Origin of the sequence: Crocosphaera chwakensis CCY0110 (genome assembly GCF_000169335.1) — a bacterium.
Taxonomy (GTDB): domain Bacteria; phylum Cyanobacteriota; class Cyanobacteriia; order Cyanobacteriales; family Microcystaceae; genus Crocosphaera; species Crocosphaera chwakensis.
In genome coordinates this window covers 14,314-30,207 of the sequence record NZ_AAXW01000014.1, presented here as the reverse complement: position 1 = coordinate 30,207, position 15,894 = coordinate 14,314, and the positions used below count along the sequence as shown (strand labels likewise).

The 15,894-nt window shown below is 37.6% G+C and carries 16 protein-coding genes and 1 pseudogene; 5 read left to right on the top strand and 12 right to left on the bottom strand.

Annotated elements, in window-relative coordinates:
• Window positions 1-9: 9 nt before the first annotated feature.
• The 10 genes from CY0110_RS10870 to CY0110_RS10835 form a co-directional block, all read right to left on the bottom strand.
• A complete protein-coding gene (locus CY0110_RS10870; protein ID WP_008275470.1) occupies window positions 10-312 on the bottom strand; it encodes a 50S ribosomal protein L23 in 303 nt (100 codons plus the stop codon).
• On the bottom strand, window positions 305-937 hold the full coding sequence (gene rplD, locus CY0110_RS10865; RefSeq protein ID WP_008275469.1) for a 50S ribosomal protein L4: 633 nt from the start codon (window positions 935-937) through the stop codon (window positions 305-307). Before rplD ends, CY0110_RS10870 begins: the two co-directional genes overlap by 8 nt.
• A gap of 38 nt (window positions 938-975) precedes the next feature.
• On the bottom strand, window positions 976-1,614 hold the full coding sequence (gene rplC / locus CY0110_RS10860) for a 50S ribosomal protein L3 (protein WP_008275468.1): 639 nt from the start codon (window positions 1,612-1,614) through the stop codon (window positions 976-978).
• 361 nt (window positions 1,615-1,975) lie between these two features.
• On the bottom strand, window positions 1,976-2,146 hold the full coding sequence (locus tag CY0110_RS30400) for a hypothetical protein (protein ID WP_008275467.1): 171 nt from the start codon (window positions 2,144-2,146) through the stop codon (window positions 1,976-1,978).
• Between the two features lie 458 nt (window positions 2,147-2,604).
• On the bottom strand, window positions 2,605-2,781 hold the full coding sequence (locus CY0110_RS29940; RefSeq protein WP_008275466.1) for a hypothetical protein: 177 nt from the start codon (window positions 2,779-2,781) through the stop codon (window positions 2,605-2,607).
• Between the two features lie 110 nt (window positions 2,782-2,891).
• Window positions 2,892-3,227 carry a four-helix bundle copper-binding protein gene (locus CY0110_RS10855; RefSeq protein ID WP_008275465.1) on the bottom strand — a complete coding sequence of 112 codons (336 nt, stop codon included), beginning with the start codon at window positions 3,225-3,227 and terminating at the stop codon, window positions 2,892-2,894.
• Between the two features lie 208 nt (window positions 3,228-3,435).
• Complete coding sequence (locus CY0110_RS10850) at window positions 3,436-3,993, bottom strand: cupredoxin domain-containing protein (RefSeq protein ID WP_008275464.1); 558 nt, start codon at window positions 3,991-3,993, stop codon at window positions 3,436-3,438.
• A 25-nt stretch (window positions 3,994-4,018) separates the two neighbouring features.
• Entirely contained in the window at window positions 4,019-6,298 is a 2,280-nt protein-coding gene (locus CY0110_RS10845) for a heavy metal translocating P-type ATPase (protein WP_008275463.1), read from the bottom strand.
• A gap of 20 nt (window positions 6,299-6,318) precedes the next feature.
• The gene (locus CY0110_RS10840; protein WP_008275462.1) at window positions 6,319-6,756 is read right to left on the bottom strand and encodes a heavy metal-responsive transcriptional regulator; all 438 of its coding nucleotides are present in this window, start codon (window positions 6,754-6,756) and stop codon (window positions 6,319-6,321) included.
• 82 nt (window positions 6,757-6,838) lie between these two features.
• Window positions 6,839-7,435 (bottom strand): hypothetical protein, encoded by a 597-nt coding sequence (locus CY0110_RS10835; RefSeq protein ID WP_035799172.1) that lies wholly within the window; start codon window positions 7,433-7,435, stop codon window positions 6,839-6,841.
• 236 nt (window positions 7,436-7,671) lie between these two features.
• Between CY0110_RS10835 and rppA the strand changes: the two genes are divergently transcribed.
• The 5 genes from rppA to CY0110_RS10810 all read left to right on the top strand — a co-directional run bounded on the left by rppA (window position 7,672) and on the right by CY0110_RS10810 (window position 14,453).
• Window positions 7,672-8,367, top strand: coding sequence for a two-component system response regulator RppA (gene rppA / locus CY0110_RS10830; RefSeq protein ID WP_008275460.1), 696 nt, complete (start codon window positions 7,672-7,674; stop codon window positions 8,365-8,367).
• A 10-nt stretch (window positions 8,368-8,377) separates the two neighbouring features.
• A complete protein-coding gene (rppB, locus tag CY0110_RS10825; RefSeq protein ID WP_008275459.1) occupies window positions 8,378-9,754 on the top strand; it encodes a two-component system sensor histidine kinase RppB in 1,377 nt (458 codons plus the stop codon).
• A gap of 295 nt (window positions 9,755-10,049) precedes the next feature.
• The gene (locus CY0110_RS10820) at window positions 10,050-11,039 is read left to right on the top strand and encodes an adenosine kinase (protein WP_008275458.1); all 990 of its coding nucleotides are present in this window, start codon (window positions 10,050-10,052) and stop codon (window positions 11,037-11,039) included.
• Window positions 11,040-11,177: 138 nt separating this feature from the next.
• Window positions 11,178-11,981, top strand: a complete 804-nt coding sequence (locus CY0110_RS10815; RefSeq protein ID WP_008275457.1) for a hypothetical protein — start codon at window positions 11,178-11,180, stop codon at window positions 11,979-11,981.
• A 57-nt stretch (window positions 11,982-12,038) separates the two neighbouring features.
• Window positions 12,039-14,453: a GH116 family glycosyl hydrolase gene (locus tag CY0110_RS10810; protein ID WP_008275456.1), complete on the top strand. Its 2,415-nt coding sequence runs from the start codon at window positions 12,039-12,041 to the stop codon at window positions 14,451-14,453.
• Here the strand turns inward: CY0110_RS10810 and CY0110_RS10805 are convergent, their stop codons facing one another.
• Window positions 14,454-14,744 carry a uroporphyrinogen decarboxylase/cobalamine-independent methonine synthase family protein gene (locus CY0110_RS10805; protein ID WP_008275455.1) on the bottom strand — a complete coding sequence of 97 codons (291 nt, stop codon included), beginning with the start codon at window positions 14,742-14,744 and terminating at the stop codon, window positions 14,454-14,456.
• Between the two features lie 250 nt (window positions 14,745-14,994).
• Window positions 14,995-15,871 (bottom strand): annotated as a pseudogene (locus tag CY0110_RS10800) (DnaJ C-terminal domain-containing protein).
• Between the last annotated feature and the right edge of the window lie 23 nt (window positions 15,872-15,894).

The following is a 15,894-nucleotide window of genomic DNA, read 5'->3' as shown; positions in this document are numbered from 1 at the left end:
CGGATAACGTTATACGTCAGGGAAGAGGTTAATGGTATCTCCTTCTTCTAAGGTAACGATCGCTCGTTTATATAAGGGTTTATGACCGATAAATCTGCCAACACGACGCTTTTTACGAGGGGGACGAATGGTATTGACCCCAGTTACTTTGACATCAAATAAACTTTCGATCGCTGCTTTAATTTCTGGTTTGGTAGCTTTGGGCAACACATCAAACACATATTTATTTTGTTCTAATAATAGGGTGGCTTTTTCGGTAATAATGGGCTTAAGTACCAAATCAGCCAAATCACGGGGATTATAATCAGTCATTGTATACCTCCTGAATTTTAGTTAAGGCTTCGGAGGTGATGACGATTTTATCAGCATCGAGTAGATCATAAACATTCAAACTATCTGCTCTCATAATCTTGAGGTAACAAATATTTCGGGCTGATAAATAAATATTTTCGTCAGTTTCTACTAACACCAAAGCCACTTTTTGATTGGGTTCGACACCCCAACGCCCTAAAGCTGAGGCTAATTCTTTGGTTTTGGGTTGGGGCAGTTGCTCGGCAAAGTTTTCAACCACAATCATGTCTTCCGCTCGACTGCCGATGGCTGTTCTTAGGGCTAACCGTCTTTCTTTGCGGTTCATTTTCAAGCCAAAATCTCTGGGTTTTGGTCCAAAAATGACCCCACCTCCTCGCCACAGAGGAGAACGAATCGATCCGGCTCTCGCTCTACCGGTTCCTTTCTGTCGCCAGGGTTTACGGCCACCGCCTCTAACTTCTGCTCTAGTTTTGCTTGAGGCAGTTCCTTGGCGAGCGTTGGCTAGATGACGAACAACGGCACGATGTAATAAGTGTGATGCTGTTTCGTCTTTGGCTACTTTTAACTCTAGGGTGGCTTGGCCAACTTCTTCCCCTTGCCAGTTTTTAACGTTACAATCTACCATTTTTCTTGCTTTTTTCTCGTTTAGTTATGAGTTCGTGCTTATTTACCAACAATTTTGGCAGGAGTAATGTTTAAAAGACCGCCTGGTTTACCAGGAACGGCTCCTCTAATAAGTAGCAAGTTACGTTCTGCATCCACTTTTACCACTTCTAAATGACGGGTGGTGGTTGTCACTGCACCATATTGACCTGCCATTTTCTTTCCTGGATAAACCCGTCCTGGGGTGGTTCCTGCACCGGTTGATCCTGGTAAACGATGGTTTTTTGACCCGTGGGTCATCGAACCCCGTTTAAAATTATGGCGTTTTTGATAACCAGCAAATCCTCTTCCCATAGAGGTTCCAGCAATATCAACTAAGTCCCCTGCATTGAAAATGTCGGCTTTTACTGCTTCCCCTAATGTGTATGAAGCGGTATCTTCAACCCGATATTCTTTGAGATGACGTAGAGGAGAGGCTTCTGCTTTTTTTAAATGTCCTAACTCTGGTTTAGTTAGGTTTTTTTCTCTAACTTCTAAATAACCGATTTGGATAGCAGTATAACCATCGGTTTCGGCGGTTTTTATTTGTGTAATGGTACATGGACCCGCTTGTACTACGGTGACAGGAATGGCTAAACCCGATTCCTCCTCGAAGATTTGGGTCATACCGAGTTTGGTTCCAAGAAGACCAACAGCCACGGTTTTTTCCTCTATAGGCTAGACAACAGAATTTAGGTGCTTTATTCACACCTAAACAAGCGAGATAGTTTTTCCTCGCTTTGTTTTTATGAATAGGCTCTAACGCAAGTTAGTCCAAATCAATATAAACAGTTAACGATAGGTTTAACCTGCTTGTAAAAACGGGTTAAGTTGGGTTGCCGTGACTCTCCAAGACTTAAAGCTTTATTTCTTCAGTATCTCGAAGCGACTTGTGTCCCTTTAGTTCAGCCAATGTCAATTGACTAGCTTTTGGCCACAATCAAATATTGTATATGAAATTGCATATAAAAAGCAAGGGTTATAGTAATTTTTTTGTGCAGGGAGTAGTCAACGAAGCATATTATGGCTGTGTTGTAGAAGGAATCTCATCATGAAACTCGGTTATGGTTTGATGATTCTTAGGAAAGACGGCATAGCCTAAAATGATGATAGTCAAGATCAAAGCAGCTATTATTTCCATTTTTTCCCAAAGGTTAATAAAGCGTAAGGTTTTATTGACAATTTTGTTCATGATATTCTTTCTATTTTTTTGATTTCTAGAGTTTTCAACTTAAATTATAGAAAGTTTTTTTAATAAAGACGATCGCAAGTTTATTTTTTATCTAGAATCTTTTCATAGTTCAGCATGAGAACCTACCCAAAACCAGATAATTTTGTTTTCATCGGGTTTCACGACTCCTAATGCACGCTATCCGATGCCTATTCTAACTTGCGTCAGGATAATCTGCACCAACTCTGACTTTGACAGTTGGTTTAATTCTTCTGCCTAGATTGACAGAAGAGAGATAATTTTACTTTTAGTGATTTATACAAAATCAGATCAAATCAAGATTAGCTCTATAGAAATAAAAAGATTGCTTCAAGGAACTTTAAATGAATAAATTATCACTTTTCTCTTCTATATTTTTGTTATCTATTGGGTAAATTTAATAATTCATGGGATTGGCTCACCCTACAATCTACTTATTTTCAGTTATTCGGAACTGTTGGAGTTGAGTAATTGTCACATCTTCCTCTAAACATACCGTTCATCATTCCACCCATTCCCCACATCATACCAGACATTCCTAAGATGCCAATTAAAATAACGACAACAGCACCTGAAATGAAACCAGTGACTCCATAAATGATAGGTTTATTATTCATAATTTTCCCTCTATAATTATGATTATTATTCAAATTTTTTTTGATTAGACGGTTAAATTTATCTTGCAGAGGCTAAAGGTTAAAAACTTTTCAGCCTCTGTTGAATTTTTCTATGCAGCTACAGCAGCAATATTGTTGTATTCTTTAACTGCTTCGCGACAAGCTTGAGCGCATTTCTGGCAATGTTCGGTATCGTGAGAACTGCATTCATCGGCACAAGCTTGGCAAATTTCAGCACAGGCTCTAGCTAAGTGGGAAATAAAGCGAGAACCCCGTACCATATAGGTGGAAATAGTACGACAAATTTCAGCACAGTCTAAACAAGTGCGAGCGCATTTAACCATCTCAGCTTGACCCATACAAGCTTCAGCACAATGTTCACATTCGACAGCACATTTTAATGCTACATCAAAGCTAGATTGATATTCTTCGTGAACTAATAACATTAAAAACTACTATTATTTAATCTGTTTGCAATGCTGAAATAATAACGATTTATAGTCAGTCATTCTTCTCCTTTTTGACAGAAAAATATATCTTACTATTGATGAAACTTGATTTCATACTAATTTCATTTTTATTTGTTAATTTAGTAGTCTTTAGATGATTTTTTAGATAATTTTGCTAACTCAATCATTTCTAAATCTTCATACTCTAAACAGAAGCAACAGACTCCGATTTTTGACTATTATGATTTTCTTGTGAGTTTGTGTCTTGAACTTCTAAAACACCTCTAAACATATTCATCCCACAATGAAAAGTATAGTCTCCTACTTGATTTGGGATAAATTCTAGAGAACTTACTTGATTCATCGGTAAATCGAGAGCTTTATGAAAGTCAGGTAAAATAACTTTTTCTAGGCAACTACTGGGATCTTTTCGTAGAAAATTTAATCTTACAGGTTGTCCGACGTTAACCCTAATTCTGTCAGGATTATAGCCTCCATTAACTGTAATTTGAACTTCTTGAATTCCCTGATTAGTGGTTGCTTGTTTTGATTGACTTTTACTGAATAAAAACCACCAAACTTCAGCCCCAATTAACCCTAACCCTCCTAAAGTGACTAATAGTTTTAAAGATAAAGGTTGTTCAATGCGAGAAAATTTTTGACCTGATTGAGTCATGTCCATTTGAGCTTGAGATAGTTGGACATTTCCTAAGATTAAACCGAGACTTAATAAACCTGTGAAAATGACTTGATTAGATTTCATGTTGTTTACTCCTTATTTTCATCAATTAACGATTAACAGTCGGGTTAAAATTACGCAATCTTAACGCATTTGTTACCACAGAAACCGAACTAAACGCCATAGCAGCCCCTGCAATCATGGGATTCAATAACCAACCGAAAAAGGGATATAAAATACCGGCTGCAATGGGAATACCCAGGGTATTGTAAATGTAGGCAAAAAAGAGATTTTCTTTAATATTTCTCATGGTGGCATGACTGAGTTTAATGGCGGTGACAATGCCTCGTAAATCCCCAGAAATTAGGGTTAAATCACTTGCTGCCATAGCCACATCGGTTCCCGTTCCGATCGCAATTCCTACGTCTGCTTGGGCTAAAGCGGGGGCATCATTAATACCATCTCCCACCATTGCAACGATTTTATGTTTTTGTTTTCGGTTCAATCTTTCTTGTTGAATTTGTTGAATGGTACTGGCTTTTTGGTCGGGACGAACTTGGGCAAAAACTCGTTTAATTCCCACTTGAGAAGCGATCGCTTCGGCGGTTTTTTGGTTATCTCCTGTTAACATCACCACTTCTAACCCCATTCTTTGTAACGCTTTTACCGCTTCAACTGAAGAGGGTTTGATGGCATCAGCAATACCCATTAAGCCCTCAATTTGCCCATCTATAGCGATTAAAGCAGTGGTTTGGGCTTCTTGTTCCCATTGTTGACGAGTTGAGTCTAAAGATTGGGTATTGATATTTAACGCATCCATCCATCTTTGTGTGCCAATTTGTACCAATTTTCCTGATACCTTTCCTTGGACTCCCATCCCTGCTACTGCTTCAAAATTCCTCACTTCAGGTAAAGGCATTTTTACCCCTTGAGATTGGGCATAATTAACCACAGCTTCGGCCAGAGGATGTTCGGACTGTTTTTCTAAAGCAGCAGCTATTTTTAAGAGTTCAATTTCATGATTGTTAGCCACTCCTTTAACCGTAATATAGTTAGTTACACTGGGTTTTCCTTGGGTAATGGTTCCTGTTTTATCGCAGACAATTGTATTTAGTTTATGGGCTAATTCTAAGCTATCTGCTCCTTTAATTAATACCCCATTTTCTGCCCCTTTTCCGGTTCCTACCATAATAGATGTTGGTGTTGCTAAACCCAAGGCACAAGGACAAGCAATAATTAAAACCCCTACGGTTGTAATCATGGCCAGGGTAACGTTACCGATCGCATTAAACCATATAATAAATGTCAGAATAGCAACAGCCATCACTGCTGGCACAAACCATCCCGTCACTTGATCGGCTAATTGTTGAATAGGGGCTTTACTGCCTTGGGCATCTTGAACTAATTTAACAATCTGTGCTAAAACCGTATCTTTACCGACTTTTGTCGCTTTAAATTTAAAACTTCCTGTCTTATTAATGGTTGCGCCGATTACTTCATCTCCTGCTTTTTTCTTAATAGGAATAGGTTCACCCGTCACCATTGATTCATCAATAGAAGATTCTCCTTCAACGACTTCTCCATCAACAGGAATTTTTTCCCCTGGACGAACCACGATGATATCTTCTACCATTACTTGATCAATGGGAATATCTAGCTCTTGTTGACCTCGAATGATTCTGGCTGTTTTTGCTTGTAACCCCATTAATTTTCTGATGGCTTCTGAGGTTTGTCCTTTGGCTCTATTTTCTAATAATCTTCCTAATAAAACCAGGGTAATCACTACTGAAGCAACTTCATAATAAACTTCGGCAGAAATACCTTGGGATTCTAAAATTTGAGGAAAAATAGTAGCAAATAAAGAGTACAAATAAGCGACCCCAGTCCCTAATGAGACTAAAGTATCCATGTTAGCAGAATGATGCTTAAAAGCTTTCCAAGCCCCAGTAAAAAAGTCAGTTCCTACCCAAAAAATAACAGGAGTGGCTAAGATAAATTGTCCCCAATGACTTTGGAGAAAACCTGGAATCCAATCTATTTCTAACCCTGTCATCATGGGTAACATCCCAATAATTAACAAAATACTAATGACACAACCGACAATAACTTTATAAGTTAATTCTTTTTTTTCGGCTTCTCTTGTGGCTTTTTCTTCATCTCCTTGTCCTTCATTTTCTTCTTGAGAAAAAGCCTTATAACCGATGTCTTTAACCACGTCTTGAATTAAGGATGGATTAGTTAGATTTGGATCATAGGTTACTGTGGCTTGAGACAGAGCAAAATTAACATTACTTTTTCTGACTCCTTTCGCATTGCTTAACGCTTGTTCAATGGTAGAGGCACAACTAGCGCAACTCATTCCTTCTAATTTTAAATGGCAAGTTTCCATGTGATTATCCTCTAAAATAGTTAGTTTTTCCCAGAATGTAGAGACACGCTAGAAATTAAAGGACAAACCTCATCAGATTTAGGCTGTGGGTTAGGATTACTGTGCCACGTATTCCTATATTCTTCTAATTCAGCTTTAAATAAGGTCATTTGCTTTATTTTTATTTCTAAATCTTCTATTTTCTGGTCGAGTAAGTCTTGCACTAATTCACAGGGGATTTCACCTCGATCTCTGACATCCAAAATGCGCTTAATTTCTTCTAGGGAAAAACCCAGGGACTGGGCTTTTTTGATAAAGGCAACTTGTTGACTGGCATCTAAGCTATAGTAACGATAGCCATTGTCTGCAATTTTAACGGGATGTAAAACACCCAAATCGCTGTAATATCGTAAATTTCCCACAGATAACCCTGTTTGTTTGGCTAATTCTCCTATTCTGAGTAAAGTGTCTTGATTCATCGGTATTTGTCTCTTTAGTGGTATTTCATAGTCTAGAGTCTGTAGTAAACTGTAGAGTCAAGACTTGAGACTGAGTAATTTTTTATTGATTACCTCTCCATCCATGCCACATAGGAAAACCATTCTCATTTCTTAGCATTAGGGTCATCTCTCCTTTCTGAACAGAGGCAGCCATCATGGCAGATTGACCATTAAAATTCATTCTTGAACCGATCACTTCAATGTTATCGTTGGGTTGAATTTGAACATCTTGATTTTGAAGATACCAAGCCGGGCCTAAATGAACATCCATTGTTTGATTATTGTCCGTTTTCAACTGTAGGTGCATACCGCCGGACATCCCCTCTCTTGGGGTAAACGTATTGACGCTGACAACTTCTCCCCTAACAGTAGCCATATTATTCGGGTCATACATTCTGCCGTATTGGGAATGGTGTCCCCAACCACCGCTTCCTTGCCAATCTTGACCCATCATGGAACCTTGTTGCGCCATCCATTGCCGATGTTGTTGATAGGTTTGAGAATTACCAGGTGTATTCCAACAAGGAACAGTATTCGTGTTGGATGTCGGTTGTGAAGTAGGATTGTCTGCTAATAGAGGAATAGAACTCAATACTAATAAGGTGATTCCTGCTAAAGCTGAACTTTGAAGGGTTTTATTAGCTAAGTTGATTTTCATTGTTTTGCCTCCAATCACTTAACTTTTCTGCTACTTTCATGGTAAACCCTCTAGTCTACTGGAGAGTTTCGCTTAAGTAACAAAACTTAATAATTTAGCTATTTAAACGATTACGTTAATATTATTACGCTGAAAAATGAAATGAGGATGAAATATCATTATTCTTTTTTTTGTTACTATTATTCATTATGATATTGATGATCAAACCAGCACAGGCAGAAACATGAATAAAACTTATGCGTATCTTATTAGTTGAAGACGAAAATGACTTAGGAACTGCCATTAAACGGGTTTTAATTCAACATAATTATATTGTAGATTGGGCGAAGGATGGAGAAGAAGCTAATGATTTAATAGAAATGGGATTAAATCTCTATACTATCGGTATTTTTGATTGGTTATTACCGAAAATATCAGGCATTGATTTAATCAAAAAAATTAGACAACAAAACAGTTCTTTACCCATTTTAATGTTAACCGCAAAAGATAGAGAAGAAGATAAAGTTATTGGTTTAGATGCCGGTGCCGATGATTATTTAGTTAAACCTTTTGGAATGGCGGAATTATTAGCAAGATTACGAGCATTACAACGCCGTTTTCCCACTATTAACCCTCAAAAGTTAACCGTAGGACATATTACATTAGACTACAGTAATTATACAATTTTTTATCGAGATCAAATGGGAAAACATCAACCTATTCCTTTAACCAATAAAGAATTTCAACTCTTAGAATATTTTATGAAACATCCTAATCAAATTGTTACCCGTGATCAGCTTCTTTCACAACTTTGGGAATGGGGAAATGAACCGATGAGTAATGTAGTTGCTGCACAAATTCGCTTGTTACGGCGTAAATTAGAACCTCACTGTGGAGACAATTATATTGAAACTGTTTATGGTTTGGGTTATCGCTTTATTATTAATAATTAATTCTTAGATTATGATAATAAAACCTGATAAATTAAAATTATTTAGAAAAACAAAATGGCGTTTAGCCAGTTGGTATATTAGTGGAATTAGTCTAGTTTTAGCAATTATTGGTTTTGGGGTATATGAAGCCATTATTCATGCTCATCGAATCACAGTAGAAAAAGAATTAAAGACCGTTGCAGGAACTCTTCATGATAATTTTGAGATTATTCTTGACACTCCTGGAAAACTGAGTGACGACGTTAAACAATTCTTTCCTAATTTATGTCTTGTTGACTCTTCTTGTCCTTCTTTAGATAATATTTCTAATTACCGTATTGGAACTATTGACAACGGACAATATTACTTACAAATTTTTGATCTTTCTCATCATTTAATTGCTTATAGTCGAAACTATCCTAAAGGTTTATCCCAAAAAAAACAACCAGATAAAAAAATAATTATTACAGATAATCAAGGAATACGCTATTTACAACAATCTCATTTATTACACACCAATACAGGAGAAAACTGGGGCTATTTACAAGTTTCTAGAAGTCTTAAAGATTTTGATAATTACTTAAAAATGGTAGTTTTAATTTTATTATTAGGATTGCCTTTAGCTATTATTTTAATTGGTATTTCTGCTTGGATATTAACAGGAATAGCCATGAAACCTATAGCTAAATCTTATCATCAAATTCAACAATTTACTGCCGATGCAGCCCATGAATTAAGAACTCCGTTAGCTGCTACCTTAGCTACAATAGAATCAACTCTAATGATATCAAGTTTAACTGAAAATGAGTTACGCAATACGTTAGAAACTTTAAGAAAACAAACAAAAAGATTATCAAGTTTAGTATCTGATTTATTAATATTATCTCGTTTAGATTGCCCATTAAATACAATCTCGACTACTTCTATTAAAAAAGAGAAAATTTGTCTCAACGATCTTATTAGTGATTTAGTTAAAGAAGTTGCTAATTTTGCTATTTCATCAGAAATTATTTTAATCCCTGACATTAGGGTTAGTTATCCTCTAGAAATAATCGGTAATACTGAGCAAATTTATCGTCTATTATTTAATTTAGTTGTTAATGGTATTCAATATACTCCTACGGGTGGGCAAGTAACAATCATCTTGAAGCAACATAATAATTTTGCACTAATTCAAGTTCAAGACACAGGAATAGGAATTGACAATAAGGAATTACCCTACATTTTTGAACGATTTTACCGAGTTGATAAAGCACGTTCAAGAGTAAGGGGGGGTTCAGGTTTAGGATTATCTATTGCCAAAGCACTCGTACTTGCCCATCACGGTACAATTCAAGTAAACAGTGTAGTAGACAAAGGAAGTCTCTTTATGGTTAAACTACCAATTGGTCGCAACTTCAGGAGCTAAAATTTGACCATTAATGTGTTTTAAATCTCTCTTTTTGGGGTAGAGTTAACGAACGTGAGTTCGACGAAGTTAAAAAACCACTTCTGTTATCCCAAAATAAAATTAAGCCATGAGGATAGAGAGCGATCTCGAAGAGAACGGGAATTTATTTTAGAACAACTATCTCCCTCTACTTCTTTGACTGCATAATGTTTATTTTCTGTCAATAGCGAAACTTCTAAACAATTAGAAATTGTCTAAACCTAAACAATTGTTATATTATCGTGAGGATCACAAGCACAGCTAGAGAATTTTCATGGGTAGAAAGTATCACGTTTACGGTGTCGGTAATGCTTTGGTTGATATGGAGTTTCAAGTCACTCCCGAATTATTACAAGATTTAAACATTGATAAAGGGGTGATGACTTTGGTCGATGACGTTCGTCAAGGGGAGATCATCGCTAAATTTAATGGTAATCTTTGTAAGCAAAGTGGTGGGGGATCTGCTGCTAATACAATGGTTGCTTTAAGTCAATTTGGAGCTAAGGGTTTTTACTCTTGTAAAGTGGCTAAAGATGAAGCCGGATTTTTCTATTTAGAAGATTTACAGAACTGTGGTTTAGATACCAATGTTCATGATGAAAAAGAAGTAGATGGAAGCACAGGAAAATGCTTAGTTATGGTTACGCCTGATGCTGATCGCACCATGAACACTTTCTTAGGAATTAGTGGGAGTTTATCAGAAGCAGAATTAGTAACTGAGGCGATCGCTGATTCTGAATACCTCTATATGGAAGGCTATTTAGTTACCTCTCCAACTGCTAAAGCTGCTGCTATAAAAGCCAGAGAAGTTGCTGAAAGTTCGGGAGTAAAAACTACATTTTCTCTCTCTGATCCCAATATGGTCGACTTTTTTAAAGAGGGATTATTAGAAATAATTGGCTCAAACATAGATTTCATTTTTGCTAATGAATCAGAAGCTTTAAAAATGGCAGACACGGAAGAGTTTTCTGAAGCGATCGCCTATTTCAAAAAGTTATCTAAAGGTTTTGCGATTACTAGAGGTTCTCAGGGATCAGTGGTTTTTGATGGTCAAGAATTGATAGAAATTACGCCTTACCCCGTTCAAGCTATTGATACTGTTGGCGCAGGAGATATGTATGCTGGAGCCTTTTTATATGGTCTTACCCACGGCATGAGTTATACACAGGCTGGAGATTTAGCGTCCCGTGCTTCTTCTAAGATTGTCACTTGTTATGGGCCTCGCTTAGCAACAGAAACATTACAAGAATTACTTAATGGTTAAAGGGTAAATTGTAGCTAATTTCAACCCTCTGTTATTTTTTCCGAGGCTATGGCCTCGGTTACTTAAAATTTAGTAAAATTCCTGTTACAATAGTACAAGTTAACTTAATAAAAATCTGGGAACAAAGAGGCATTGATTATGTTAAGCCAATTCCGAAAACATTATCCTGAAGGAAGTTTAGTGAGTGAGTTAGTAACCATTGATCATGGTCAATATATTGTCAGGGTATTATTACAGAATAATGGTGTAACATTAGGGACAGGATTAGCAGCCGATAACAACATTGAAACAGCAGAAGATCGAGCTAGGGAAAGAGCATTAAAAAGTCTTGAACTAGATCATAAACCTACGGAAAAAGTAGAAAAAGTAATCGCTCAATCTTCCCCTTCACCTCAAGAAACCAGTCAACCCAAACCCAACATTGAAGTTGCATCCCCTCCCCCAGAAAAACCCATTGAACCCGTTACTAAAGTAACTAAGAAAGAAGAACCTAAAGAGATAGAAAAAGAAATACCACCCTCAACTAAAACAACCACTGAAACCCCAACCAAATCGCCTAAAAAACAAGTAAAATCTACATCAAACGCTAAAAAAACATCACCAGTTGAACCAGAAATTGAAGAAAAACCTTTGCCCATTCCTGTCACTCCCACAGAAACAAAAATAGAAGAAACAGAAATCAAAGAAAACAATATTCCTACGCCTGAACCTATTAAAGAACCAGAAATAGAAGAAAATCCGCCGATGGTGGAAGAAGAAGAGCTTGATTTTTCTGAAATTATTGCCCGTTCTAACGCAGAATTAAAACGATTAAAATGGACAACCGAACAAGGTCGAGAATATTTAATCAAAACTTACGGAAAGCGATCTCGTCAAGTGCTATCCGATGAAGAATTACTAGAATTTCTTCGTTATTTAGAAAGTTTACCCACCCCTGCTTAAATAAGGTTGATTTTGCTTACTGTTCTGAATGACCTTCCTGTTCTAAAATATGATCCCATGAAGACTTTATTTTCCCTCCCAAACATCCCTTCTTGCGCTTGGAAACGTCCTATCGGTCAAGGATGGGATCATCCCTATACAGTACGCTATGCTAGTAATTTAGATGACGGCCCCTGGCACGGAATGCCTCTCGGTGGGTTTGGAGCCGGTTGTATTGGGCGATCGCCTCGTGGTGATTTTAACCTCTGGCATTTGGATGGGGGGGAACACATTTTTAAAAGTATCCCATCTTGCCAATTTAGTATTTTTGAACAGTTAGAAGATGGGACAGCACAAGCTTATGCTTTGTCTACGGAACCCCCAGAAGATAATACCCTGTCTCGTTGGTCTTGGTATCCCCAAGAAAAAGGAAGTTATTCGGCTCTTTATCCCTGTAGTTGGTATCAGTACGAAGGAGTGTTTCAAACCGAAATTTATTGTGAACAATTTTCTCCCATTATTCCGAATAACTATCAAGAAACCAGTTATCCCATTGGAGTATTTGAATGGACGATAAAAAACCCCACTGATAAACCCATAACCCTCAGTATTATGCTGACTTGGCAAAATATTGTCGGTTGGTTTACTAATGCGATTAAATCCCCTGAAATTACTGTTAGGGATGACGGTAGTCCAGAGTATGAATATCAACCGAGATGGGGTCATAGTACCGGCAATTTTAATCAGTGGATACAAGATAATTTTCGGGTGGGTTTTATTCTCAATAGATTACAACCCCATGAACAAGTACAAGAGGGAGAAGGACAAATCTGTATCGCTAGTGTTACTAATCCTAGTGTAGAGGTTTTTTATCTCGGAAAATGGAATCCAAATGGTGATGGTTCAGAGGTTTGGGACTATTTTGCTATGAATGGATCATTGCCAGATCAAGAAGATGAAACCCCTGCTGAACCCGGAGAACAAATTGCAGCAGCTATGGCAATTCGTTTTACGATTAAGCCAGGAAGAGTCAAAAAAATTCCCTTCATTTTAGCCTGGGATTTACCCGTAACAGAATTTGCTCAAGGGATTCAATCTTATCGGCGTTATACTGACTTTTTTGGTCGCAATGGTCAAAATGGTTGGGCAATGGTAAGAACCGCTTTAAAACATTCTGATGTGTGGCGAGATCAAGTAGAAGAATGGCATAATTCTATCTTAAAACAGAAGGATTTGCCCAACTGGTTTAAGATGGCACTTTTCAACGAATTATACTTATTAACCGATGGCGGAACAATTTGGACAGCAGCATCTGAGACTGATCCTATCGGACAATTTGGTGTCTTAGAATGTATGGATTATCGTTGGTATGAAAGCTTAGATGTAAGATTATATGGATCGTTTGGGTTACTAATGTTATGGCCTCGCTTAGAAAAAGCAGTCATAGAAGCATTTGCACGGGCAATTCCTAGTAGTGATGATACCATTAGAATCATTGGTTATAACCAAGCTGAAGGCATCAGAAAAGCTAAGGGTGCAACGCCTCATGATTTAGGTGCGCCGAATGAACATCCTTGGGAAAAAACAAATTATACAAGCTATCAAGATTGTAATCTTTGGAAGGATTTAGGTAGCGATTTTGTCTTGCAAGTTTATCGGGATTTTTTGTTAACAGGAGCAGATGATATCGAATTCCTTTGGGAATGTTGGGAAGCGGTTCCAGAAGCATTAAACTATCTTAAAGAATTTGATTTAGATAATGATGGTATTCCCGAAAATTCTGGCGCACCGGATCAGACATTTGATGACTGGGAATTAAGGGGAATGAGCGCTTATTGTGGAGCATTATGGATCGCTGCTTTAGAAGCTGCTATAAAGATAGGAGAAATCTTATTAGAAAATCGCCCCAACAATCCACAATTAGAACCCAAAAATTATCCTGAATGTATTGAAAAGGAATTGGATAAATATCAGAATTGGTTACAACAATCTCGCTCGGTTTATCATAGCACTTTATGGAATGGAGAATACTATAAATTAGATAGTGAAAGCGGGTCTGATGTGGTGATGGCAGATCAATTATCGGGTCAATTTTATGCTCGTTTATTGGGTTTGCCTGATGTGGTTGAAAATCAATATGCGCTATCAGCGTTAAAGAAAGTTTATGAAGCTTGTTTCTTAAAGTTTCAAAACGGAAAATATGGAGCAGCAAATGGCATGAAACCTGATGGAACTCCAGAAGATCCGAACTCAACCCATCCCCAAGAAGTTTGGACGGGAATTAATTTTGGTTTAGCCTCTTTCTTAATACAAATGGGCATGAAAGATGAAGCCTTAAAATTAACTGAAGCTGTGGTTAAACAAGTATATGAAAATGGCTTACAGTTTCGGACTCCTGAAGCTATAACCGCCGTCGGAACCTTTAGAGCGTGTCATTATTTGAGGGCGATGGCTATTTGGGGGATTTATTATCAATTAAGTAAAACGAAGTAATTATTCATTATTCATTGATGAAAGTTGCTCTACTTTTATATCCTGAATTACTCTCGTTAACCCATCCAAATAACTACCCAGTTTATCAATGTCGCTTTTCATTGATTGGATAGTGGGATGATTTGCGATCGCATTATTTAAACTGTCTGGGTGAGTATCAGCGAGATAAGCATCAATTAACTCGTTAATTACGTCATCGAGAGTTTTTCCCTCATCCCTGACTTTGTTTTTCAATCTTTCTAACTTGTCAGGATTAATGATTATATTTAGTTGGGTTTCTATGGTGGTCATAGTTTTAAAAGTTTCTAAGTAGGTAGGCGGAATTAAAAGGATAAAATTTCGGAAGTCACAGTTTGAAAATTCAGAGGATGTAGAAAAGTAAGCAATTTTCTTGGTGCGCGTTCCCTTAACAGAGCCACTCGAAACAAAGTTTTTGAAGGATTAGCTAACTATAGTTAATCCTATAATTAAGTTAAAAATAAAAATTAAATAAGACGTTCTCCCTTTTACCTTCATTGACTTCTAGATATTTATTATCAGTTTATAACCAATGTTGACGAGGGTTAAATTTTTCTTTTTCCCGAATTTGCTGATATAAAGCGATTTCTTCATCACTAACTTCTGAAGGAATAGCAATTTGTATTTCTACCAGTTGATCCCCCCGTTTTCCCGAAGCATCAGGATACCCTTTATTTGCTAACCTTAACCGTTGGCCAGGACGAACCCCTTTAGGTACAGTCATTTTAACTAACCCATCAATAGTGGGAACTTCTACCGAACCCCCTAAAATAGCTTCACTGGGGGTTACAGGCACTCGACAAGCAATATCACTGCCTCGTAACTCAAAAAAGTGTGAGGGGTAATGGTAATTTTTAGATAAAGATCCCCCCTTGTAATCCTTGGCCTTTGAGACGAATTTTCTGACCATCGATCATTCCGGATGGCATATCTACTTCTAGCGATCGCCCGTCTTCGAGGCGAATGCGCTCCCGTCCCCCTCGATACGCTTTTTCTAGCGGAATATTTAACTTGGCTTCGACATCCCTTGCGCTGCGAGAAGGGTTAACTACTTTTGCTCGTTTGGTACTGCCGGGGTTATAGTCTTGAAACCGCCAAAACTCACTATCCCGACTGTAACTGCTGCTATTGCCATTACGAGAGGGGCGAGGTTGGGGACGAGGGGGACGGCGTTTGGTTTTGCCGAAACGCACCCGATCATAATCAGCCCGTTTTGTCTCATCGGATAAAATATCGTAGGCTTCGTTAATACTCTTAAATTTTTCCTCTGCTGTTGTATCTCCTGGGTTGACATCAGGATGATACTGCCGAGCGAGTTTACGAAAAGATTTTTTGATCTCCTCGGCACTGGCATCTTTAGAAACCCCTAAAATGGCATAGTAGTTACGAAGTTGCTGCATATATCAGTATAAAACGGGAATGA